General features: G+C 33.9%; 16 protein-coding genes. 7 read left to right on the top strand and 9 right to left on the bottom strand.

Going from position 1 to position 24,703, the window contains the following annotated elements:
- Positions 1-125 precede the first annotated feature (125 nt).
- The 7 genes from K8V80_RS10265 to clpB all read right to left on the bottom strand — a co-directional run bounded on the left by K8V80_RS10265 (position 126) and on the right by clpB (position 10,109).
- Positions 126-1,607, bottom strand: a complete 1,482-nt coding sequence (locus tag K8V80_RS10265; protein ID WP_276777689.1) for a DUF5687 family protein — start codon at positions 1,605-1,607, stop codon at positions 126-128.
- Between the two features lie 238 nt (positions 1,608-1,845).
- A complete protein-coding gene (locus tag K8V80_RS10260) occupies positions 1,846-4,668 on the bottom strand; it encodes a M16 family metallopeptidase (RefSeq protein WP_423773077.1) in 2,823 nt (940 codons plus the stop codon).
- A gap of 30 nt (positions 4,669-4,698) precedes the next feature.
- Complete coding sequence (gene kdsA, locus K8V80_RS10255) at positions 4,699-5,511, bottom strand: 3-deoxy-8-phosphooctulonate synthase (protein ID WP_006744410.1); 813 nt, start codon at positions 5,509-5,511, stop codon at positions 4,699-4,701.
- 23 nt (positions 5,512-5,534) lie between these two features.
- Positions 5,535-6,455 carry a tRNA (adenosine(37)-N6)-dimethylallyltransferase MiaA gene (gene miaA / locus K8V80_RS10250; RefSeq protein ID WP_276777686.1) on the bottom strand — a complete coding sequence of 307 codons (921 nt, stop codon included), beginning with the start codon at positions 6,453-6,455 and terminating at the stop codon, positions 5,535-5,537.
- Positions 6,456-6,461: 6 nt separating this feature from the next.
- Positions 6,462-6,692 (bottom strand): helix-turn-helix domain-containing protein, encoded by a 231-nt coding sequence (locus K8V80_RS10245; protein ID WP_006744412.1) that lies wholly within the window; start codon positions 6,690-6,692, stop codon positions 6,462-6,464.
- Between the two features lie 18 nt (positions 6,693-6,710).
- Positions 6,711-7,349, bottom strand: coding sequence for a DUF2975 domain-containing protein (locus K8V80_RS10240; RefSeq protein WP_006744413.1), 639 nt, complete (start codon positions 7,347-7,349; stop codon positions 6,711-6,713).
- Between the two features lie 168 nt (positions 7,350-7,517).
- Positions 7,518-10,109, bottom strand: a complete 2,592-nt coding sequence (clpB, locus tag K8V80_RS10235) for an ATP-dependent chaperone ClpB (protein WP_276777681.1) — start codon at positions 10,107-10,109, stop codon at positions 7,518-7,520.
- A gap of 255 nt (positions 10,110-10,364) precedes the next feature.
- Here clpB and K8V80_RS10230 point away from each other — a divergent pair, with 255 nt between their 5' ends.
- From K8V80_RS10230 to K8V80_RS10220, 3 genes are all read left to right on the top strand, one after another.
- A complete protein-coding gene (locus K8V80_RS10230) occupies positions 10,365-10,949 on the top strand; it encodes a DUF6621 family protein (RefSeq protein ID WP_006744415.1) in 585 nt (194 codons plus the stop codon).
- A 5-nt stretch (positions 10,950-10,954) separates the two neighbouring features.
- Positions 10,955-11,851, top strand: coding sequence for a LysR family transcriptional regulator (locus K8V80_RS10225; RefSeq protein ID WP_006744416.1), 897 nt, complete (start codon positions 10,955-10,957; stop codon positions 11,849-11,851).
- Positions 11,852-11,918: 67 nt separating this feature from the next.
- Positions 11,919-12,908 carry a YeiH family protein gene (locus K8V80_RS10220; protein WP_006744417.1) on the top strand — a complete coding sequence of 330 codons (990 nt, stop codon included), beginning with the start codon at positions 11,919-11,921 and terminating at the stop codon, positions 12,906-12,908.
- A 410-nt stretch (positions 12,909-13,318) separates the two neighbouring features.
- Here K8V80_RS10220 and K8V80_RS10215 read toward each other — a convergent pair whose 3' ends face one another.
- Complete coding sequence (locus K8V80_RS10215; protein WP_276777674.1) at positions 13,319-15,640, bottom strand: cation:proton antiporter; 2,322 nt, start codon at positions 15,638-15,640, stop codon at positions 13,319-13,321.
- Between the two features lie 317 nt (positions 15,641-15,957).
- On the opposite strand from K8V80_RS10215, the gene K8V80_RS10210 reads away from it, so the two are divergent.
- The 4 genes from K8V80_RS10210 to K8V80_RS10195 all read left to right on the top strand — a co-directional run bounded on the left by K8V80_RS10210 (position 15,958) and on the right by K8V80_RS10195 (position 24,283).
- Entirely contained in the window at positions 15,958-17,085 is a 1,128-nt protein-coding gene (locus K8V80_RS10210) for an acyltransferase family protein (protein ID WP_276777671.1), read from the top strand.
- Positions 17,086-17,174: 89 nt separating this feature from the next.
- A complete protein-coding gene (locus K8V80_RS10205; protein WP_276777669.1) occupies positions 17,175-17,972 on the top strand; it encodes a formate/nitrite transporter family protein in 798 nt (265 codons plus the stop codon).
- 400 nt (positions 17,973-18,372) lie between these two features.
- Entirely contained in the window at positions 18,373-21,882 is a 3,510-nt protein-coding gene (locus tag K8V80_RS10200; protein WP_276777666.1) for a bifunctional proline dehydrogenase/L-glutamate gamma-semialdehyde dehydrogenase, read from the top strand.
- A 418-nt stretch (positions 21,883-22,300) separates the two neighbouring features.
- A complete protein-coding gene (locus K8V80_RS10195; RefSeq protein ID WP_276777663.1) occupies positions 22,301-24,283 on the top strand; it encodes a DUF4954 family protein in 1,983 nt (660 codons plus the stop codon).
- 154 nt (positions 24,284-24,437) lie between these two features.
- Here the strand turns inward: K8V80_RS10195 and K8V80_RS10190 are convergent.
- Positions 24,438-24,703 (bottom strand): hypothetical protein (locus K8V80_RS10190; RefSeq protein WP_276777661.1); only part of this gene is annotated, 266 nt, incomplete at its 5' end.

Here is a 24,703-nt window from a genome sequence, read left to right as displayed (position 1 = left end):
ATACCAATAAGCTCTCCTTTTTCAATTTGTAGGGAAGGTATATTCAGTACTTCTTTCTTGTTGTAAGATTTTATAATGTTTTCTATTTGTATCATGATCTTTTGTATTATGTGTTGATTTAAGTTTTATCTCAGTGAGTTTCTGATTGATTCTAAATTGTTATACTTGTTTTTGTTCATTCTGTGAACTATGTTTTTAATCCATAAAGGAGATAAAGCAGCAATCATTCCATTACAACCAATTATAAGAAATGAAGCTAGAAGAGTGTTTTGAATCAATAAATAGGTCACTGAAATAATAGTAGGAACTAACACCATAGTTACTATCATAATTAGAAAAACCATAGCATTAAAATTCTTATTCATTCTTGTTTTGGTTTCAGGAAACATAGCTACCTTATTGAAGGTATAGCATTGTAAAGTAAGAAAGGAAATCAATCCTGGTGAAAAAGAATATAATGCAATTAAGGAATCAATTCCTAGGTTTGAAATAAAAACAGGTATCGCACAAATAAGAGTAAACGCAAATAGGATGATATTGCTTATAATGTATTTGCTCTTGATAACATTGACCAATGTCTCTTTTCTTGTGAAGTAGAAATCCATATATGCAGATTCATAGGGTATATAAGTAATATACATGAATATTGAAGGATAGATAAACCAAAAATAATTTCCTTCAATGACATTGGTTATATTCTCTTTACTATATATTCCGAGGATGAAAAAGAAGATACTAAAAGGAATGATAAGTAAGATATTCCTCATCTTTTTTGTTCGTAAGATAAAAAGTAAGTCATTTTGCACTTGCTTCCCGATTTGTCCGAAGCTCTCAAACTTCTTGCTTTTTGCAAATAAGTTAGATTTATAACTGTCCTTATCATCTGTAATCTGGTCAATTTTAAAATTGAGAATGTGCTTGTAGTTGCAAGAAGCGATGAATAGATAAAGACTTAATCCTATAAATATAGAGAGTAATGCATATATCCATTTAGCGGGGAATAGTAAGTTTAAAAACAGAGATATAGTGTTGTTCTCTTCTAGTTGGTAATAACACCATCCACTTATGAGAAAGAATGTAGCAAAGTATCCCATTAGTCCTAATAAGGATAGAATCTTTTGTTTGCTAAAATAAGTTTTAAAAAGGATAAATACTTGTTTGTTTACAGCTAAAAGAATAATGACAAATATCGGTGCAAAGATTAACCCTAATACTCCACTATAGATATAATTTATAGCCGCATACACCGGTGTGGCTATTGCAAAGATTGTAATAATTAAGGTATCAATAGAAGTGTATAAGCATTTGAACTGTGCTACTTGTTTCTTGGGTATAGGAAGTAGATACAGAGCGGGCAGTTCGTCATATAGAAAGATGGGTAGGGATAGGCGGATAAAAAACTCATAAATTAGTACAGGGGCAATAATAATTCCTGCTATCGCTAGAATTGGAAAGATATCAAAATCTTCATTTTTTGATGCCATTATAAAAGTGATAGAGAGGAATATCATCAGTAGAAGTGTACCTCCCAGAAAAAGATATTGTAATACTTTCGAGAGCATTTTGACATCCTTCCCTGATGATCGCTTATTTCCTAATCTATTCATACGGAAAAGCTCTTTGAAGGTATTAAATGTTGATGTGTTCATAGGGCTTGAGTAATGTATTTTTTTAACAAATATAAAGATATCAATTAGAACTATATTAATACTCTATTATTTGTTTTTATTTTAAAGTAATCTAAAAAACTATCTAAAGGTGTGATAAATCTCAGATCCTTTGACCTTTTTAAAATAAGAAAGCCTGCTGTAAAGCAGGCTTTCTATATCTATTAGATGTATTATATTACTTTTCTTCTGGGCTAATCATAACAACTTCAATTCGGTTCTTTTGTCCAAAGAAGTCTTTAGCAAAAGCCTTAATTTCATTGTTAGTTATGCTCTTGATAAGGTCTTCATAGCCTTCTACAATATTAATACCATTTCTAAGGTATTCATCAATAGCACCGCTCCAGTATCCGTTTTCATTTAAAAGTTCGCTATATTGTTTTAGCATACTTTCTTTTACTTTGTCTAGATCTTTTTTGCTAGCACCGTTTTCGCAAACGTTATCTATCTCACGGTAAATAATTTCCATAAGTTTTGCTCTCTTATCAGGATCAGTGTCAAAGTTGATTATAAATGAACCTTCTTCAGTTGGAAGCTTACTAATACCTCCTTGAACACCTACTCCATAAGTACCACCTTCATCTTCTCTTACTTTTTCTGTATAAACTAATGTCATCACTTGAGAAAGTATATTCATTAGCATTTTATTCTTAAATGTATAATCAGTATTACCAGTGTAGTAAGTGAATATAGATGCTTTTGCATGATCTTGCTTCTTAATGAATTCTTTATTTTTCATGCCTTTAGCTGTGTCTATTTTTCTATCAATGAAATTTTCTTTACGATCGATAGAAGGAAGACCACCTAAGTATTTTTCAATAAGAGGTTTGTCTTTTGCAAGGTCAATGTTTCCAACAAGAATGAAAGTGAAGTCGCTTGCATCTTTAAATCTATCCTTATACATTTCGATGACTCTGTCATAATTGATTTTGTCAAGGTCTGCAGCATGTATACGAGTAGTACGAGGATGATTATTATACATAGTTGAACGAATAGAATCTCCAAAAGTAGTTGAAGGATTCATTTCTGCATTTGCTAATAACGCTTTTTGACGTCCAAGGAATGATTCAAATGCTTCTTGATCTTTACGAGGTGATGTGAAATTTAGATAAGTTAACTGCATCATTGTCTCGAAGTCTTTAGGTGCACTAAAACCTGAAACCGATTCAGTTAAGTATCCTACAGAGGTGTTGACACTAGCTAATTTTCCAGCTAATACTTTACTCAATTCTACATTAGAGAAAGATCCAATACCTCCAATAAGTGCTACTGAATTTATATTACTGAAGTTGATGAACTCAGAATCTTCAAATTGAGAATTTCCTCCATAGCTATAACCGCTCATAATGATTTGGTCTGCTTTATATGTCGTTGGTTTAACAATTACTTTTACTCCATTTGAGAGAGTAAGAGTAGTTGTCCCAAAAATAGTATTAGTTTCTTCTTTTACAACTTTACCACCTGTAGGTTCTTCAGAAAGTAATGGCTCATCAGATACTTGATCTACGTATGGTTCTAATTTGCTATTAGTAGTTGCATTAAACATTTTTACTAATTCTTCATTAGTTGGCAATACTAACCCTTCTTTTTCTGGAGCAAAAAGAGAAAGTACTTTGTTGTTCTCAGTAAGAAGTCCTGGAATAAGTTGGTTAATAGCTTCTACTGGAATTTGAGGAGCAATAGCCGACATTATAGTGTATTCAAAGTCTATACCAGGAGCAGGTTCGTTATCTAGGAATAAACGTACATATTCATTGACGTATGCAGCATTTTTGGTTTTTTCTCTTTCATTATAGCTTGATTCTAGTCCGCTTAAATAGTTGGCCCTAGCTCTAGCATACTCAGAAGCAGTGAAACCATGTTGACGCATTCTTTCAATTTCATTTAAAAGGGTTTGGATGCCTGCTTTAATGTTGTCTTCTTTACAAACTACAGCGCCAGTAAAAGCATTTTTAGTTTGTGCTACAATAAAGCTACCATCATATACTCCTGCATATACGTACGGAGAGTTTGCTTGTTCAGCTATTTCATTTAGGCGATTATCAAGCATTGTTGTAATCATATTTACTGCGTATGTATATTGAAGGTATGATATATCCCCTTTAGCTTCTCTAGGAACCACATCATGTTTAGAATAGATATTAAACATAACATTTGTTTGTTCCTTATCTTTGTAGGATACAACAATAGGCTCTTTATTATCATTTACAGGGAAATATACTCTTTCGGCAGCATCAGGTTGAGCTGGTATATCTGCAAAGATTGTTTTAATCTTATTCTCTATTTGGTTAACATCAATATCCCCTACTATAATTATACCTTGTAGGTCTGGGCGATACCATTTCTCGTAATAATCTCTTAAAGTTTGATATTTAAAGTTGTTAACAACATCAATATCACCAATAGGAAGACAATCTGAGTATTTTGTATCCTTAAAGATTACGGGTAGGGTATTATCCATATAGCGTTGTCCAGCGCTCATGCGTGTTCTCCACTCTTCTGTAATAACACCTCTTTCTTTATCTATTTCCTTTGGATCAAGTATCAGGTCGTTTGACCAGTCATGAAGGATGTATAAACAAGAATCAATTGCACCTTCTACTGTTACTGGTACATTAGAAATGTTATATACAGTTTCATCTATTGAAGTGTAAGCATTTAGGTTCTCGCCAAACTTAACACCAATACTCTCTAGATATTGAATTAATTGATTTCCTGGAAAATGAGTTGTACCATTGAAGCACATGTGTTCCAAGAAGTGTGCTAAGCCTCTTTGACTCGGTTCTTCTTGAATGGCACCTACTTTTTGTGCAATATAAAAATCTGCACGATTAGCGGGTTGATCATTTTTTCGGATGTAATACGTAAGACCATTATCCAACTTCCCTATGCGAACTTTGGGGTCTTGAGGAATCTGCGACGATTGTGCTTGTGCAGAAAATCCCACTGATGTGAGGATAAATAAGGCTGCAAATAGGCTTGCCTTAATCCATGAATTAATCTGTCTCATATTTTTTATATTGAGGTTAGGTTAGAAATTATTGATAACTTTTCTTAGTTCCACTAATTTTGTTAATAAGCCTTCGAGCTGATCAAGTGGAAGCATATTTGCTCCATCACTTTTAGCCTCTTTGGGGTTATGATGTGTTTCGATAAATAAGCCGTCAATGCCTACTGCTATCCCTGCTTTTGATACTGTTTCAATAAGTTGAGGAATACCTCCTGTAACACCACTTGTTTGGTTGGGTTGTTGTAGAGAGTGTGTGGCATCTAAAATAACAGGCACATTGAAAGATTGCATTTCTGGAATGCCTCTGTAGTCAATGATTAAATCGGTGTAACCAAAAGTTGTCCCTCTTTCAGTTAGCATAACATTATCATTACCTGCATCAAGTACTTTTTGTACAGCAAATTTCATTGAGCCTGGAGAAAGGAATTGACCTTTCTTGATATTTACGACTTTGCCTGTTTGGGCAGCAGCTACTAATAGATCAGTTTGTCTACTTAGAAAAGCAGGTATTTGCAATACATCTACATAAGGGGCAGCCATAATAGCATCTTCAGCAGTATGAATATCTGTTACTGTAGGGATATTAAATTTCTCACCCACTGATTTAAGAATGTTTAGAGCCTTTTCATCTCCAATACCTGTAAAAGAATCAATGCGTGAACGATTAGCTTTGCGATAAGATCCCTTGAAAATATAAGGTATTTTTAGCTTATCTGTTATTTTTACGATCGTTTCAGCAATGTGCATTGCCATTTCTTCTCCTTCAATAGCACATGGACCAGCCATGAGAAAGAAGTTACCCGAGTCGGTATGTTTAAGTTTTGGTATATTCATCTTTTATGAATTCGAATTTTGCTTTATATTAATTTAAAAATTTGATCTACTTTTTCTTCTGTTGGAAGCTCTGCATCTATCCAATGTATATTAAATCCTTTTCTTTCCATACCTCTAAACCATGTCATTTGTCTTTTTGCAAACTGATGGATAGCTATTTCGAGTTGATTAAACATTTCGTTGTAGTTTAATTCTCCAAGTACATAGAGAGTAAGGAATTTGTATTCTAGTCCATAGTAAATTAAATCTTCAGGTTTTACACCTTGGTCTATTAATTTTTTTACTTCATCAACCATACCTTCATCAAGTCTTTGTTTTAATCTGCTTGATATTTTAGCTCTTCTTGCTTCTCTAGCTATATCAACACCTATGATGAGGCTGTTAAGTTTAGGGAAGGAGCGTGCTTCTTTAGGTTGGGTACTATAGTATTCTTCAATTTCTATAGCTCTAATGGCACGTTTGCAAGTATCTATATCAGTAGTATTATGAAGTTCTTTATATCCTTTTAAAATATCTGTTAGTTCTTTTAAATTCTTATTACTTAACTGATCACGAAGAGTTTTGTTCTCAGGGACAGGAAGAAGTTTATATCCTTTTAATACAGACTCTAAGTATAGACCAGTACCACCACACAAAACAACATTTTTGTTTTTCGCTTTTATTTCCTGATAAGCTTTTATAAAGTCTTGTTGATATTCAAACACATTGTATTTATATCCAGGATCAGCAATATCTATTAGATGATAAGGTATTTCTTGTCCATCAATTGTATATTCCTCTAAATCCTTTCCAGTACCCAGATCCATACCTCTGTATATTTGTCGTGAATCGGCACTTATTATTTCACCATCCAAGGCTTTGGCTACTGCTACTCCAAGAGTTGTCTTCCCTGAAGCAGTGGGACCTAAGATAGTAATAAAATCATATTTATTATCCTTATTCATAAATAGTTATAATATTTTTGTAGAATCTTTTTCTTCAAATTCGTAGGCTAATATGTCTCCAGGTTGGCAATCCAGAGCCTTACAAATAGCCTCTAAAGTAGTAAAGCGTATTGCCTTAGCCTTACCTGTCTTTAGAACAGATAAGTTTGCTGGCGTAATATCAATCATCTCTGCTAGTTCGTTTGATGATATTTTACGTTTAGCCATTACTACATCTAAATTAACAATTATCGCCATTATAAAGTCTCTGTTTTATTATATTGTTAGTTCTTGCTCTTCCTTCATCTCTATCCCTATCGCAAGGATTTGTCGGACGAGCAATGCCGACAATCCTGCAATAGGTTGAATATAAGAAATTGATGATGATCCAAAGAGAATGTCATAGTCTTCAAAAGAAAAAAGACTAGTGACTGTATTATAGCTGATATAGTTAAATACTATTTCAAAGAGAAAAGTCGCTAATAAGCTAAAACCTAATATCCTTAGGTATTTCAAGTTTGTTTTTTCAAAAAGCTTGCCTTTGTTTACTGCATAAATAAACTTGAAAAAATAGATAATACTAACTATATATAAACCAAGTATGAGCAATATGCTAACAAACTGTAGTATTTCGTTTTTTATAGGGATTTTTTCAATATGTGTTTTAAAGCAATGAGGTTCTAGTTGATAGATTACAGAATCTTTCATGTTGACAAGAGGAAAGGTGGAGAGAGTTTCTTCACTCTCTTTTTTAGGAGTTATAGACAGATAAACATCATAGGAAGATGTATCATCCTTTTCTACATTATTCCAGCCTTCTATAAAATTGTAAAGGCTTAAAGCAAAGCCACCAATCAAAAAGATGTTTAGGGCTATAAAGATTATAAATCCTGTTGTTCTGAATTTTCTATTCATTGTATCTCATTACTTATTTATTGTAATAGATGAATTAATTATCGAATAACGATAAAACAAAGGTATGCTTATATTTGGATAAAGCAAACGAAAAGCTTAATAAATAGCATAAAAAATACCGACTAGTTATCTAGCCGGTATCTCTATGTGTTTTTTGTCACCTATGACTTAGTTTTTGAATACTAAATGATCATTTTCATGATCAATGATGATGGGTTTAGCTTGATCTATTTCTTGTGCTAATATTTTTTTAGATAAATCGTTTAATAAATATCTCTGGATAGCTCTTTTTGCAGGACGAGCTCCAAATTCAGGATTATATCCTTTTTCTGCCAAGAAACCTATCGCATTATCTGTTAACTGTAAATTCATACCATTCTCTGCTACCATTTTTTGTACTTGCTTTATTTGAAGCATAACAATCTGTTTAATCTGATTTTCATTGAGTGGTAGGAACATAATAGTCTCGTCAATACGATTTAAAAATTCAGGACGAATGGTTTTCTTCAACATATCCATCACTCCTTGTTTTGTTTCTTCAATCAAAGCTTCTTTATCAGAAACCTCATTGATTCTAGACATTTGTTCTTGTATATAACCACTACCCATGTTGGATGTCATGATAATAATGGTGTTCTTAAAGTTTACCAATCTACCTTTATTATCTGTTAATCTTCCATCATCCAATACTTGTAGTAAAATATTGAAGACATCGGGATGTGCTTTTTCTATTTCATCAAATAAAACTACTGAATAGGGTTTACGTCTAATAGCTTCAGTAAGCTGTCCGCCTTCTTCATATCCTACATATCCAGGAGGCGCTCCAACTAGTCTTGATACACTATGTTTCTCTTGATATTCACTCATGTCAATACGAGTCATCATGGTTTCATCATCAAATAAAAACTCAGCTAGAGCTTTAGCCAACTCTGTTTTACCTACCCCTGTTGTACCCAAGAATATAAATGATCCTATAGGTCTGCGTGGATCTTGCAACCCTGCTCTACTTCTACGTACGGCATCTGATACAGCTTCAATAGCTTCGTCTTGACCCACAACACGCTTGTGTAACTCTTCTTCCAAGTGGAGTAGCTTTTCTTTTTCGCTCTGTAACATTTTGTTTACAGGGATTCCTGTCCATCGAGATACGATATCTGCAATATCTTCTGCCTCTACTTCTTCACGAATCAAAGCATTACCTTTTTGTATCTTATGTAAGTTGTCTTGGGTCTCTTCTATCTCTTTGTTGAGCTGTTGAATTTTACCATATCTAATTTCAGCCACTTTTCCATAGTCACCTTCACGTTCAGCCTTGTCAGCTTCGTATTTTAGATGTTCTATTTCAGATTTATTGTGCTGTATCTTGTTTACAAGACCTCTTTCATGTTCCCATTTGGCTTTGTAAGAACTTTCTTGTTCTTTTAACTCGGCGATTTCCTTAGTGAGCTGTTCTAGTTTTTTAGTATCATTTTCTCTCTTGATAGCTGCTTTTTCAATTTCAAGTTGCATTAATTTACGAGAAATCTCATCTAGCTCTTCCGGTAAAGAGTTAATTTCCATACGAAGCTTTGCGGCAGCTTCATCCATTAAGTCAATTGCTTTATCGGGTAAAAAACGATCTGTAATGTATCGGTTACTCAATTCTACGGCAGCAATAATAGCATCATCTTTAATACGAACGTGGTGATGGTTTTCATATCTTTCTTTTAATCCACGAAGAATAGAGATAGAGCTATCAATATCGGGCTCATCTACTTGTACTATTTGGAAACGACGTTCAAGAGCTTTGTCTTTTTCAAAATACTTTTGATATTCATCAAGAGTAGTTGCACCAATACTTCTCAATTCTCCTCTTGCCAAGGCTGGTTTTAAAATATTAGCTGCATCCATAGCACCATCACTCTTACCAGCACCTACTAGCGTGTGAATCTCATCAATAAAGAGGATGATATTACCCTCAGACTTTTTAACTTCGTTGACAACAGATTTTAGTCTTTCTTCAAACTCGCCTTTGTATTTAGCACCTGCAATTAAGGCTCCCATATCAAGTGAGAAAAGTTGCTTGTCTTTTAAGTTATCGGGTACATCACCCCTTAAAATACGATTGGCTAACCCTTCCACAATAGCTGTTTTACCAGTACCAGGTTCACCTATTAATATAGGATTATTTTTTGTTCTTCTACTTAAAATCTGAAGTACACGGCGTATCTCTTCATCACGACCGATAACAGGGTCTAATTTACCATCTCTTGCTGCATCAATTAGATTAATAGCATATTTATCAAGAGACAGATAATTGTCATCGCCAGATTGTGAAGTTACTTTCGAGCCTTTTCTAAGTTCTGTAATGGCTGATCGCACTTTATCTTCTACTACACCTGCGTCTTTTAATAGAGTAGATGCACTACTTTTTACTTTTAAAATAGCTAGAAAAAGTTGTTCTATCGAAGCAAACTCATCACCCATCTCTTTGGCTAAGTCCACTGCTTTTATGAGTACCTCGTTAGCTTCATTGCTAAGGGTTGGGTTGCCACCAGTAACCTTAGGTAAACTTTTGACTTTAGATTCAGTTTGCTGAATTACAAAGTCCTTGTTAACTCCTAGTTTTTGTAGGATGAAGTTAACAACATCTTCCCCCACATTCATTACACCAAGTAGGAGGTGAAGAGGCTCAATAATCTGTTGGTTGTTCTGTTGAACCAACTGTACAGCTTCTTGAATAGCCTCTTGTGATTTAATTGTATAACTGTTTAAATTCATATATTATCTTTTGTTTTTTTCTAAATTAAATTCATATATAAAGTTGCAAATCCATTGCCATGAATGATTATGTGTATATAACTGACTATTTTACAGTGTAATAGCAAAATTAAGCGACAAAAAGTCTTAAAAGGTTTGTTTTTATGACAATATTTACATGTAAGAGGGCTATTGTTAATAAAAGATAGAGTAGAATGGGAGGTTAATAGCTTTGTTGTATCTTTGGTCGACGTATAAATAATGAAAGAATAAAGAATGGAAAAAGATATAAAATTTGAAGAAACTGTTTTTTTAGTAGATACGGCTTATTTAAACTTTATGCTAGTAAACTTTAAGGGCTTTTTGGAAAATCAAGTAAAAAGAGAGTTGCCCAAAATTCAGGTAGCAGATTTATTGGCCTATTTAGCTTTAGATGCTCATATAGAAGAAGGTGAGAAAAATATTCAAGTAGTCCTTATCTCTGATGACCAAACTAAAAAACTAGAAAACGCCGAACCTTCCGATTTAAAAAAAGAACTTGATGGTGTGGCTTTTGATAGTTCATTGGGAGAGTTTCTTTTCTCTTCAGTAACTACCGAGGGGCTTGTTTCCCGTGAAGAATTGTATCTTGATATTTTAGATATTGCTCTAACATCGAAAGCAGTTAAAAATTTAATCCTTCTCTCTTTTGATGATGAATATGGAGATAAAGTATTAAATAAGATTGATAATAAAGATATTGAAAAGAGTATTACTCAGTTTAGAGTGCGAGAACCTGAAAAAGAAGTATCATTTAAATGGGATATGTTGGTTTACCCTATGATGATGGCTTTTGGTATTGATTCAGATGAAATTCAATAATTAATATGACAGACTTCAGGTTAAAAGTTTTTTTATCGGTAGCCAATCATCTTAGTTTTACAAAAGCTTCACAAGAACTGTTTATCAGTCAGCCCGCTATATCCAAGCATATTCAAGAGTTAGAGAGTGATTTTGAAACTCGTTTATTTGAAAGAAGAGGAAATAGTATTGCTCTAACAGCCTCGGGTGAACTTTTAATAAAGCATGCTGAGGAGCTTATGGAGCAATATCAGCATCTTGAATATGCGATGCACTTGCTTCATGGTGACTACGTTGGTGAGCTTAAACTAGGGGCAAGTACCACTATTGCACAATACGTGTTGCCTCCTATTTTAGCCCGATTTATAGAGCTTCATCCTAAAGTGAAACTGTCTTTAATCTCAGGAAATACCAGAGAGATAGAAGAGGCTGTTGAAACTCACCGTATTGATTTAGGTCTAATAGAGGGAATATATCGAAGAACGAATTTAAAATATACCCCCTTTTTAGAAGATCAGCTAATTACTATTGCCCGCAAAGAATCTGCATTGAATATTCCCAATTCAATATCTATAAATGATTTAAATCAGTATCCTTTAATATTGAGAGAACAAGGCTCTGGCACACTAGATGTTATTCAACGAGCTTTTACTGAAAAGGGAATTAAACTCAAAAATTTAAAAGTACCCCTGTATTTGGGGAGTACAGAGAGTATTAAGCTTTTTATTCAACACTCTGATGCACTCGGTATTGTTTCAACAAGAGCTGTAAAGTCTGATATCACAGTAGGGCGATTTAGAGAAATTGAAATCCAAGATATTGAGATGAATAGAGAGTTTAGCTTTGTATCCCTTCAAGGAGAAATAGTGGGGTTACCTGCTGTATTTATAAGTTTTGCTTCTCAGTATAAGAAAAAGTTATAGCCTATAATAAAACAGTATTGGACTGGTATTGATTCTTAATTTATCTTTGCACCAAAATAATTCAAAAATGGCAAATTCAAATCAATCACTCAGTAAGTATAGTGGTCGTATCTATCAAGTAATATTAGGTACGCTATTGGTCTTTATTTTATTAGGTTTTATTCCAGGTTTAGAGTATTTATCTTCATGGCTTACTCCTCCAGTAGCTTTATTTATAGGTTTGGCTTATGCACTTCTCTTTGGTCAACCTTATGCAAAGTTTAATTCTAAAGTATCAAAAAAACTTCTTCACTATTCTATCATAGGATTAGGATTTGGTATGAATCTTCATGAATCTATAGCATCTGGCAAGGATGGTATGATGTTTACTATTGTATCAGTGGCTGGAACATTGATCATTGGTATGTTGATTGGTTATCGTTTTTTGAAAATTGATAAGAATACCTCTTATTTAATCAGCTCAGGAACTGCTATATGTGGTGGTAGTGCTATTGCAGCAGTAGGTGGAGTAATTGATGCAAAAGATGAACAGATGTCTGTTTCATTAGGGACAGTATTTATTCTTAATGCTGTTGCTTTGTTTGCTTTCCCTGTGATAGGACATTACTTAGGTTTAGACCAACATCAGTTTGGAACATGGGCTGCTATCGCTATTCACGATACAAGTTCTGTAGTAGGTGCTGGAGAAGCTTATGGAGAAGAAGCCCTAAAAATTGCAACTACAATTAAACTAACTCGTGCCCTATGGATAGTGCCTGTAGCAATAATCACAAGTTTTATCTTTAAGAGTAAAGGTAAAAAAGTATCAGTACCTATGTTTATTGTGCTTTTCGTTGTTGCAATGCTTATCAATACTTATTTCTTAGGAGATTTTCCTCAGATAGGTAGCACACTAAATGTAATTGCACGTAAGGCATTAACCATTACTCTATTCTTTATTGGAGCTTCACTATCTCGTCAAGTTTTACGTAATGTGGGTTTACGTCCTATGATTCAAGGTATCTCTTTATGGATTTTTATCAGTGTGATATCTTTGGTTTATATCTTGATGTTTTAATTGAAACTAAAATAGATATTTGAAAATTTAAATAAGTAGGGGATCTGTCTGATAAAATATTAGATAGATCCTTTTTTATGCGATTTAATTCGGGTGTGAGTATGGCATTAATACTTTTATATTTCAATGTGAATTATGATTAAAAGCTCGTTTTGGCTAAGTCATATTCTTATCATGACACCGACATGATGATACGATGACACCGACATGTGATCATCATATCGGTGTCAAAGTGTTATACCCGTATAGATAGATTTCTTGTCAACCAGCTATTTAGACCTTATATCACACTATTAATGTTTGCTAGATTAGAATCAAAACGAAAGAGCTGAATTCACTAGTGGAAACAGCCCTTTTTAAATCGAAATAATCTTTTGCCAGACAGCAAGTATTTACATCATAAGTCTTCTTTAAAAATAAAAGTTTTCTTTTAAAATTTCATAGATGCTATTTTTACCACCCACAATCCAGATAATATCATCTTCTTTGAAAACGGTAGATGCCAGTGGATTAATCTCGTAGCTATTGTTTCTTTCAATTCCCACAATAAAACTTTTCCCTCTTTTTCCTATTTCAGATTGCAATAAGCTTTTTTCATAGAGTCCAGATTCTTTATCAATAATAATAGAAACACATTTGATTTGTGAGTTAGGGTCTTCACCTTGTTTCTTAGCAAATTGATGAATCGTTTGGAGTGATTTTTTATCCAGAGAGATTTGATTCTTGTCTGACGAAAGTTTTTTGATTTGCATGATATTTCCAACAACTGTAATAAACTCTCCTTCCATTAAGATGAAGTCTCCATTTGGAAAATAAGACTCTTCATCATTCTTATCTACCTCTATAATAATCAGACCATATCTAGACCTGAAGTCGGTATCTTTTAGTTTTTTATTTTCGTATTCCGAGTTTTTGTCGATTTTAAATCTACCTACATATAGGTTTTGCTCAATCCAGCTTTCATTGTTTAAGTCAAAAGAAGTTACCCCATTTTCCCTCTTAGAGAATTTTCGTTTTTCATTAATAATTCTTTCGTTAAAATTGATAACAAAGCGGTATTCCATATTCCAATATAGTTTTAAAAGGTATTTAGAACGGAATAAAAGAATCAGTAATGCTATAGCAGCAATACCTGATACCCATATTGGTATGTCCAAAAACAGATCAAAAATAGAATAGATAAAACCAAAGGCTATAACATATCTAAGTACAATGAGCATAGAGAGAATCAATCTGTACTTTACACTTTGTTTCCAGAGTTCGAGTATTAAGAAGGGCTGTTCTCCTCCTCTATAAACTAATCCTTTGAGCATAGGAGATATCACTATTAATGTTATGAGTAAACACGCAATATTGCCCCATAATGTCCCAATATGTTCTATTAATAGAGGTTGTAAAAAACTTGAAGATAAGAGTATGACAGCCAGTCCTAACGAAACAAAGATCACTATACTAAATACGTAGCTCTTTAATAAAGAACCCCATAACGAGGTGGGTTTAGTTGAGGCAAGTTTTTCATCTTTGGCTATAATCTTTTCTTGCCAAGACTGCGGTATACTTTTCATCATGAAGTGATAAGCAGTAGGACTAGCAGCCATTAAATAGGGCGTAGTGAAGGTTGTAATAACAGATACGGCAATAATAATTGGGTAGATAAAATTATCAGCCAAGCCATACATAATAGCTGTACCTGCTACAATGAAAGCAAATTCACCTACTTGTGCCATGCTAAATCCACACTGAATGGAAGTAAACATCGATTCCCCAGATAACCTAGCTCCCCATGTAGTGAAAACAATCTTACCAAATAGAACTAAGAGAGTAATGAAGATGATGCTCTTATAGTTTTCTAAAACAATAGCAGGGTCCATTAACATACCTACAGATACAAAGAATATAGCCCCAAAGAAATCTTTTATAGGCTTTGTTACCCTTTCTATGTTTTCTAAAGCGATAGTTTCTGCTAATATCGAACCCATAATAAAAGCACCTAGGGCAGACGATAATTCAACTTTTGTAGCAAATACCACCATTCCTAAACACAAGCCTAATGATACGATTAATAGGGTTTCATCGTTCAACCAATGTTTCATTTTCTTGAGGAAAGAAGGTACTATAAAAATCCCGCCAACAACCCATACTACCATAAAGAATACTAGCTTTCCTAAACTTAAAAGTATTTCTGTTCCTTCAATTTGCTGACTACTTACTGCTATTGTCCCTAAAAACACCATAACTAGAATGGCAAATAGGTCATCAAAAATTAAAATTCCAAAGACCACTTCTGTGAAACGCTTTCCTTTGTATTGAGGCTCTTCAAAACCTTTCACTATGATTGTAGTAGAGGATAAACAGAGCATACAGCCCAAAATGATGCTATCCCAGTGACTCCACCCCATGAGAGTTCCTAAAAAATACCCCGATACACCTAGTCCGAGGACAATCATCATTAGCGTTATAAATCCTGTCTTACTGTTTTTAATCAGCTTTTTGAAGCTGAATTCGAGTCCCATTCCAAATAAGAGGAATATAACTCCTATTTCACCCCAGATAGTTATGCTTTCGTTATCTATTACTGTTGGGAAAAAATCTATATGAGGCCCTGTAATAAACCCTGCTATAATATAGCCCAAGACGACGGGTTGTTTTAGCCATTTGAAGATAATAGTAACGATACCTGCAACAATTAGCATAAATGCCAAGTCACTAATAATAGGTGGTAGGTGAGTCATATTCTTTTAGTGTTTAAAATTCAGTTTAATTGATCTGAAATTATTTATCAAAAGTAGTAATACTGGGTAGTGTTTTCAATTTTCAGCATCTATCAATTTCTTTTTTGCGAGTTTATTTTTCTCAGTAAGCTATTTTATGTCAATAAACTTACTAAAATAAGAACTAATATTTCATGAGATGAAGTTCAATGTCATAAAGTGATGAAGAATATTCTGTTTAATCTTCTTTATATATGGATTAAATTTATTCTAATCTATGCTTTTTCTATATTTGCAGACACATTACGATAATCCTTATTATTAAAGATTAATATTCCATGGCAAACACAAAAATTTCTGCAGCTGCCTTTGCAGATACTAAACCACACTACAATATCCTTAATGGTTACCGTGGAGTAGCGGCAATAACTGTAGTCTGTTTTCACTTATTTGAAGCTTTCGCTACAAGCCACCTAGATCAAAAGATAAATCATGGCTATTTAGCTGTTGATTTCTTCTTCCTTTTATCTGGTTTTGTAATTGGTTATGCCTATGATGACAGATGGAAAACGATGACGGTAAAAAGTTTCTTAAAGCGTAGGCTTATTCGCTTACACCCTATGGTTATTATGGGTGCTCTTATTGGAGCAATACTCTTTTATACACAAGGATGTTCTGTGTGGGATGTTTCCAAAGTTCCTCTTTCGATGCTTTTGATCTCTACGGTTTTTAACTTGTTTTTAATACCTTCAACTCCAGGTTTTGAAATTAGAGGAGTAGGAGAGATGTATCCTTTAAATGGACCATCGTGGACTTTGTTTTTTGAGTACATTGGAAATATTTTATATGTATTCTTTATTCGGAAATTACCTACCATAGCTCTTTCTCTTTTGGTTGTTTTGACAGGCTTAGGCTTGGCTTCCTTTGCTATTTGGGGGCCATTAGGCGATTTATGTGTGGGCTATGCTCTAACAGAAGAGAATATCATAGGAGGATCTTTACGTTTGTTGTTCTCTTTCTCTGCAGGATTACTTTTATCGCGCGTGTTCAAACCATTTAAAGTGCGTGGAGCGTTTTGGATAGGTAGTATCGTTATCGTTGTTTTATCATTTATACCTAGAATAGGAGGGGCAGAGCATCTTTGGATGAATGGACTCTATGATTCATTTTGTGTCCTTATTGTATTTCCTATATTGATTTGCTTAGGAGCATCTGGCAAAACAACAGATAAAACATCTACACGTATATGTAAATTTTTAGGTGATATATCTTACCCTTTGTATATCGTACATTATCCTTTCATATACTTATATTTTGCATGGGTTAAAAATGAGAATCTTACTTTTGTGGAGTCTTTACCTGGTGCAGTAGCTTTGGTTCTAGGTTCTATATTCTTAGCTTATATCTGCTTGAAGTTTTATGATAAGCCAGTAAGAAAGGCATTGACTAAGTATTTTAAAGATTAGAGAGATCTATTTTAAATTAACGTTTTTTATTATTTGCTTCATTTCTCCTTTTATTGACTATCTTTGTTTGTATTTTTTTATGAATAAATATGGAAAACTATTATCAACCTCGTGAAACAACCTTGAATTTTGGTGCTTCTGCTTTAGTAAAAGTGAATAAGCCTTTATTAAAATTCTGCATTTTTTCTATTTTAGGAGGTGCATTTATTGCTTTTGGAGGTTTGTTGTCAGTCATGGTTTCAGGAGGAATGACAGGTGTTGGTGTTGATAACCCAGGGTTGGTTAAGTTTATGGCTGGGGCATTATTCCCTATTGGTTTAATAATGGTTTCTATTTCTGGGGCCGATTTATTTACGAGTGATTGTGCTGCTTTTACCATAGCAGGGTTAAAGAAGGAAGTATCAATTCTTACCTTTTTTAAGTACCTATTACTTTCTTATTTATTCAATTTTATAGGTACACAGATTGTAGCCTATTTACTAACCTATCAAGTGGGTTTACTCCAAGATGTACCTTGGACAACCTATTTCCATCAATATGCTGAAGGTAAGGTTTACCAAAGTTTCTCTACTGTATTTCTAAAAGGTATAGGAGCTAATTGGCTAGTTTGCCTAGGAATGTTCTTGGGGTATGCATCTAAAGATATTATAGGTAAATGTATAGGGATATGGATACCTGTAATGCTTTTTGTAACATTGGGCTATGAACACTCTATTGCCAATATGTTCTTTATTCCAACAGCTATCTATACAGGAGCAGAAATCACCTGGCTAGATTTCCTTATTAAAAATTTAATACCTAGTACTATAGGGAATTTTATTGGAGGAGCCGTATTTGTAGGGGCAGCTTATTGGTATCTCTTTATTCATGAAAATTCAAAAAAGTGAGTTGTGATTAAGCATGAGATAATACACGCTTAATTAAAAACGTAAAATAATTTTAATGTCACTTTCAATTGGCCTATTTTTAGTATAGACACTTGAAAGTGACATTTTTATTTCATCTACTTTTACGAGTAAATATTCTAAAGTGATTGTATTCAGGTTTCGTGTATCATACACTTTATGTGAGGGTCACTATCCTTCTATTCAAGTTGAAATAGTATGATAATGGAATAACTCTAAATGATGTTATTTGTCTTGATAAATTATCAAATTGTAAATATATATTTGTGTATGGCGTTTTTTTAGTTGGATATTATAAAATTAATTGTCAAAAGAATATTTTGTATAATCGTAATATTGACTAATTTGCATGAATTAACCTAACATCTTATAATATATGAATATGGATAAAATCACTGCAAATGAGGTAGTTGAATGGGCTAAAAAGTTTTTAGTTTTGTCTGATAAAGAATTGACTAGTGAAGAAGTAAAAGAACAAAAAAAGTATGCTACTTTAATTCAAAATCCGAACAATAAAACCTTATTATCAAAAATGTTAGATGAGTCTTCTCAGATAAGAGACTCTAAAATACTTTCACGTAGACTGAAATATTTGATAGATAAATATGGTATTCCAACTTTTTTTACTCCTTGGGAGCGTTTTCAGCTTTCTTTGTTTACTGGTTTTGGGTATCTTTTTGATCCGATAGCTATTCCTATTTTTAAAAACAAGCTGCAAGCTGACACTCATAAAATAATTATTCCTGAAGAGCGACCTGCCTTAACAGAACATTTATCCAAACGTTGGAAACAGCAAATTGGACAGAATGTGAATCTTTTAGGAGAAGTTGTTCTGGGTGATGAGGAAGCTAACAATAGATTTCATCAATATATGGAGGCTTTAAAAGAGCCTGATATCAATTATATATCTGTAAAACTGTCGGGAATATATGCTCAAATTCGCCCTTTAAGTTATAAGGAATCTAAAGAAAAACTTTGCGAATTAGTTGCTTCAATATTCCGTCAGGCAATGAAATACCCTTATAAAGATCACAGCGGAAAAGAACGCTCTAAGTTTGTAAACCTTGATATGGAGGAATACAAAGATGCGGAGCTAACGTATGATGTCTTTAAAACTGTATTAGCTCAAGAAGAATTTTTACCTTATCGTGCAGGTATTGTTATTCAAGCTTATCTTCCAGATGCCTTGTTCTTTTATAGAGATTTACTAGCGTTTGCTAAAGAAAGATGCGCTAGAGGTGGAGTACCTATTAAATTTCGTTTAGTAAAAGGGGCTAACTTACAAATGGAGACTATTGTATCTTCCCTTAAAGGCTGGAAGAATCCTATTTTACCCACTAAAGTAGCGGTAGATACCAATCATTTGCATTTATTAGATGAGGCTCTTCAGCCAGAAAATGTAGAATGTCTAAATATTGGGGTAGCCACTCACAACTTCTTTAGTATAGGATATGCCTATCTTTTAAGTGAAAGAAATCAAGTAACAGATCATGTTACGTTTGAGATGCTAGAGGGAATGGCCAATCATCTACCACGTGTTATGCGTGCCTTAAACAAACAGATTATTCTTTATACACCTGTAGTAAGAAAAGAGTATTTCTTGAACGCAGTATCTTATCTTGTACGTAGATTAGATGAAAATACAGGACCAGATAACTTTCTGAGTTACTCTTTTGAGCTAGAAGTAAATTCCCAGGCTTGGGACTTCTTGGAAAATCAGTTCCGTACAGCCTTTGCTAATAAAGATAGTGTGAAACCTGATATCTTTAGAAAACAAAATAGAATGGAACCTGCAAAGCCTGTTGATGAAAAGGTGTTTGCAAATGAACCAGATACAGAGTTGGATCTACCCCAAAACAGAAAATGGGCACTCGGTATTCTTGAAAAGTGGAAAGATGTTCGTGCAGATCAATTTAAAGTACCTGTGCAGATAGGTGCTCAGTTTATGGAGTCCGATTTAAAACGCCAATATTTAGATAAGAGTAGAAATGATTCTGTATCTATGTGTGAGGCTAGCCTGAGCTCTTTAGATCATATAAAACAAATTATAAATATTGCAGAGAAAGATGAAGTTCAGTGGAGTAATACCTCTCTACAAGAGCGTAAAAAAATTCTTTATCAGGTAGCCGATAATTTAGCTAATCAGCGTGGTGAATTAATAGGCTGTATGGCAGCGATAACGGGTAAAGCATTTATGGAAGGTGATGTTGAAGTTTCAGAGGCGATAGATTTCTGTAGATTTTATCCAACTTCACTACAAGAGTATGAGAAACTAGAACACATTAGTATGACTCCTAAGGGGGTAGTGCTTGTTATTTCTCCATGGAATTTCCCATTGGCAATTCCAGTGGGGGGTGTTTCTTCTGCTTTGGCCGCAGGAAATCGGGTAATACTTAAACCCGCTACGTCCGCTCTTCCTGTTGCCTGGAAGTTTGCTGAATGTTTCTGGGAAGCAGGTGTTCCCAAGGAAGCCTTGCAGATTGTATGTCCTGCTGAATATTCTACACTTGATTATTTGACTGCACATCCTTCTATTAAACACATTACTCTGACTGGAGGAACCGATACCGCATTTAAGATTTTAGAAAAAGCGCCTAAAACACCTCTTTCTGCCGAAACGGGTGGTAAGAACTGCATCATAGTAACCGCCAGAGGGGATCAAGATCACGCTATACAAAGTATAGTAGCATCAGCATTTGGTAATGCTGGTCAGAAATGTTCGGCTTGTTCGCTTCTTCTTCTAGATAAAGGTGCATTCAATGATCCTTTATTTAAACAAAAGTTGACTGATGCTGTGACTAGTATTCCTGTGGGAAGTGTGTGGGATTCTGAAACGGTAGTGGGCCCTATGATTACCAATAAAAATGATAAGTTATTAAAGGCTATTGATAAGCTTGAAAGTGGAGAATCTTGGTTGGTGAAACCTGAGTTCATTGATGAGAAAAAATACATGCTTAAGCCATGTGTGAAATGGAATGTCAAGCCCGATAGCTATACTTTTAAAACAGAATTATTTGCTCCACTATTATCTGTGGTTTGTATAGATTCATTAGAAGAGGCTATAACCATAGCAAATAGTTCGGAGTATGGACTGACTTCGGGGTTGCAATCGCTCGATGAACACGAAGTGGAATATTGGATGGCTAGAATAGAAGCAGGAAATCTTTACATTAATAGAGGAATTACAGGTGCTATTGTGAATAGACAGCCATTTGGAGGTATGAAACGCTCTGCCTTTGGTGGAGGAATTAAAGCAGGAGGTCCAAATTATGCTGCTACTTTTACCAACATAGCAGAAAAAGGTTCTATACCAGCAACTAAGTGGCTATCCCCATTTGATGCTTATTTGCAAGAAGGAGTAGATAAAACAAAGATAAACTTTGCTTATCAATCTTATTCAGATAGTTGGAAGGAAATATTCACACAAGCTGTAGATGTTAATAAATTGGAGGGAGAACAAAATCTATTTAGATATCTTCCTCTTAAAAATATGGGAGTTAGAGTTCAAGGTGAAGATTCACTGCTTGATATACTTTTAATCTTGCAAGCTTTACAAGTTTCAGGAGTTAAAGCAGTATTGAGCATTGATAAAGATGACAAAAAACTTTCTTTATTAGATGAAATACTAAAGAAGGAAAATCTAAATATCTCTTTAGTTATTGAATCTGAAAACGAATTTATAAATCGTCTAGATCAATTTGAAAGAATCCGTATGAGTACAGCCCAGTATTCTGATGCACTTTATCATGCAGTAGCGAAGCGTGGTTTATACATTGCTCATCACAAACCTCTAGTTGAAGGTCGTGTAGAACTGCTAAACTATGTAAAAGAGCAGAGTGTATCTTACGAATATCATCGTTATGGAAGTGTTTTAGATGAACGTTTTAAGTGATATTATATTTGATAAATTGCAATGGATAAAGAGTGTGTATAACCGTACTTAAAATTTAAAGAACAAAGGGCACAGATAAGTCTTCTAGACTTGTTTCTGTGCCCTTTGTATTTCTATGAGTTCGTTAACTTAGAATTCTATATAATTTTCATCTTCAATAAGAAATGATCGTATTATGACACCGATAAGAGCGTACTTTGACACCGACAAGATGATGACATGTCGGTGTCAAAGTACCTTCTTATCTTATACCTCTTTATTGAAAAAATAGATGTATGGAGTCTCCTAAATATTTAATGAAGTCTTTATTTCTTGATATAAATTAGCTCTATTTTATTAAAAAATATGTACTTTGCAAAAACATAAAGTGCAAACACTTTAAAAATCAGACACCTATACTTAATCTACAAGATATTGAATGAAAACCTACCGCAAATTACTCACTAAAGAAATTGATGCTCTTAAACAACAAGGTTGCCAATCCTCTAACTGGGATATAATAGAAGTTCATCCTCTCTTTAATGCAAAAAATGTACATAGAGTAACCTTTATGGGGAATATTAAATTGGGTTTACTCGAAGGCACCTTTCAGTTACCTGGCGGTGTTACTCAGCAATCTATGATTAAAGATGCTACACTTCATAACTGTGAAATTGGGGATGGTGTATATATAGATCGAGTACACAATTATATTGCAAATTATAAAATAGAAGATGGTACTTACATTCAAAATGTAAATTGTATTTATGTTGAAGGTAACTCCTCATTTGGCAATGGTACCTGTGTTGCGGTGATGAACGAACAAGGAGGTAGAGAGGTAATTATTTATGATTATCTCAATGCTCACTTCGCTTATATTCTAACCTTTTATAGACATCGTCCTCTCTTAATCTCTAAATTGCAAGATATGGTTAAAAAATACAGTGCGTATGTATCTTCAACGATGGGGTATATAGGAAAAGGAGTGAAGATTATAAATACTGGATCCATTAAAAATGTAAAGGTAGGAGATTATACTACTATTGAGGGAACTCAGCTTCTTGAAAATGGTAGTATTAATAGTAATGTTCATGCACCGGTCCATATAGGATATGGCGTAGTTGCAAATAATTTTATCATATCCTCGGGAGTTAGAATGAAAGATGGAGTGATGCTTAACCGTTGCTTTGTTGGTCAGGCCTGTGAACTGGGGCATACTTATACTGCCACTGACTCCTTGTTTTTTAGTAATTGTCAAGGTGAAAATGGAGAAGCTGCTTCTATTTTTGCAGGTCCATTTACTGTTACACACCATAAATCTACTCTATTGATATCGGGAATGTTTTCTTTTATGAATGCAGGTTCGGGATCCAATCAGAGTAACCATATGTATAAGCTAGGAGCTATTCATCAAGGAATAATAGAAAGAGGTGGAAAAACAACGAGTAATTCCTATATACTTTGGCCCGCTCGAATCGGAGCTTTCTCTTTGATTATGGGGCGACATACCAATAACTCGGATACTTCAAATCTACCCTTTTCTTATTTGATAGAAAATAATGACCAATCTATTTTGGTCCCTGGTGTCAACTTAAGAAGCGTAGGTACTATTAGGGATGCAAAAAAGTTTCCTAAAAGAGATAAAAGAACAGATCCTCATCCTCTGGATTTTCTGAATTTCAACCTATTGAGTCCCTATACTATTCAAAAGATGTTTAAGGGAATTGATGTTTTAGAAAACTTGAAGATGACATGTGGAGAATCTAAAACGTATGGTTATCAAGGATGTGTTATTAATGGTCGCTCACTACATAGAGGTATCGAACTTTATCACATGGCTATAAGAAAATTTTTGGGAAATTCACTTATTTCTCGACTTACTAAGTGTTCCTGTGAGTCTGATGAAATCATACGAGAATGTTTAAAACCCGATTCAAGCATCGGATTAGGTGATTGGAGAGATTTAGCTGGGCTTATTGCTCCTCAATCCGAGATTGTCAAACTTCTTAATGATGTGGAAAATGATAGAATAACCAACTCTAAGCAGATTTATGATCAATTTGAGTATTTGCACGAAAACTACTATGCTATAGAATGGACTTGGGCATGGGAAAAAATAAAATCTTATTATGGTGTAAACTTAAATTCTATCACAGCTCAAGATGTAATTTTAATTGTTGAGGAGTGGAAGAAAGCCGTTATCGGTCTTGATAAGATGATTTATGAAGATGCTAAAAAAGAGTTTTCATTATCCTCACGAATAAGTTTTGGTTTAGATGGCAATCGCTATGTTCAAAAAGTGGACTTTGAAAAGGTAAGAGGCCTCTTTGAAGATAATGATTTTGTGCAAACAGTATTGAAACATATAGAAGATAAAACAAGGCTAGGGGATGAGTTAATTCAAAGATTGAAAGTAGAATAAATAAGCATATATAAATGAAAGAGCCTATCTAAAATAAATTAGATAGGCTCTTTTTTTATATTGCTTCAGTAAAAATAAATCCATTTTAGTATTGGGAGAATAGCTTTATAATAGAAACAGATATTAGCTTACTGAAGCTTTTAGAGAGAGAGTTTTATTTATTAGGTTGAGCTTTAATAACAATATGTCCATATACAAGGACATTATTTTCTATTAAAGAGAAAATAGCTGTGATGAATTTTCCATCATTCTTTATAATTTCAAATTGATTCAGAGCCAGTGGGGTTTTCGAGGTATAGTCTTTACTTGGAAAGTTTTCATAAGTAATAGTAGCATCTTTGATTTTACCTACTTCTCTATTTCCTTTAAAGTCAATAGTCATTTTTGAATCATATTCTGGAGCCCACCATCCTTGACTAA

Source organism: Bacteroides coprosuis, from assembly GCF_020741705.1.
GTDB classification, from domain to species: Bacteria; Bacteroidota; Bacteroidia; order Bacteroidales; family Bacteroidaceae; genus Bacteroides_E; species Bacteroides_E coprosuis.
The sequence above is the reverse complement of the archived record's forward strand: the minus strand, read 5'-3'. Positions and strand labels throughout refer to the sequence as shown.

Excerpts from the sequence above, each read along its gene's own strand:
- K8V80_RS10220 (WP_006744417.1), top strand. The coding sequence starts at position 11,919 with ATGGCAAATTCAAATCAATCACTCAGTAAGTATAGTGGTCGTATCTAT.
- clpB (WP_276777681.1), bottom strand. The coding sequence starts at position 10,109 with ATGAATTTAAACAGTTATACAATTAAATCACAAGAGGCTATTCAAGAA.
- K8V80_RS10230 (WP_006744415.1), top strand. The coding sequence starts at position 10,365 with ATGGAAAAAGATATAAAATTTGAAGAAACTGTTTTTTTAGTAGATACG.
- K8V80_RS10225 (WP_006744416.1), top strand. The coding sequence starts at position 10,955 with ATGACAGACTTCAGGTTAAAAGTTTTTTTATCGGTAGCCAATCATCTT.
- miaA (WP_276777686.1), bottom strand. The coding sequence starts at position 6,455 with ATGAATAAGGATAATAAATATGATTTTATTACTATCTTAGGTCCCACT.
- K8V80_RS10195 (WP_276777663.1), top strand. The coding sequence starts at position 22,301 with ATGAAAACCTACCGCAAATTACTCACTAAAGAAATTGATGCTCTTAAA.
- K8V80_RS10200 (WP_276777666.1), top strand. The coding sequence starts at position 18,373 with ATGGATAAAATCACTGCAAATGAGGTAGTTGAATGGGCTAAAAAGTTT.
- kdsA (WP_006744410.1), bottom strand. The coding sequence starts at position 5,511 with ATGAATATACCAAAACTTAAACATACCGACTCGGGTAACTTCTTTCTC.
- K8V80_RS10205 (WP_276777669.1), top strand. The coding sequence starts at position 17,175 with ATGGAAAACTATTATCAACCTCGTGAAACAACCTTGAATTTTGGTGCT.
- K8V80_RS10210 (WP_276777671.1), top strand. The coding sequence starts at position 15,958 with ATGGCAAACACAAAAATTTCTGCAGCTGCCTTTGCAGATACTAAACCA.
- K8V80_RS10245 (WP_006744412.1), bottom strand. The coding sequence starts at position 6,692 with ATGGCGATAATTGTTAATTTAGATGTAGTAATGGCTAAACGTAAAATA.
- K8V80_RS10265 (WP_276777689.1), bottom strand. The coding sequence starts at position 1,607 with ATGAATAGATTAGGAAATAAGCGATCATCAGGGAAGGATGTCAAAATG.
- K8V80_RS10215 (WP_276777674.1), bottom strand. The coding sequence starts at position 15,640 with ATGACTCACCTACCACCTATTATTAGTGACTTGGCATTTATGCTAATT.
- K8V80_RS10240 (WP_006744413.1), bottom strand. The coding sequence starts at position 7,349 with ATGAATAGAAAATTCAGAACAACAGGATTTATAATCTTTATAGCCCTA.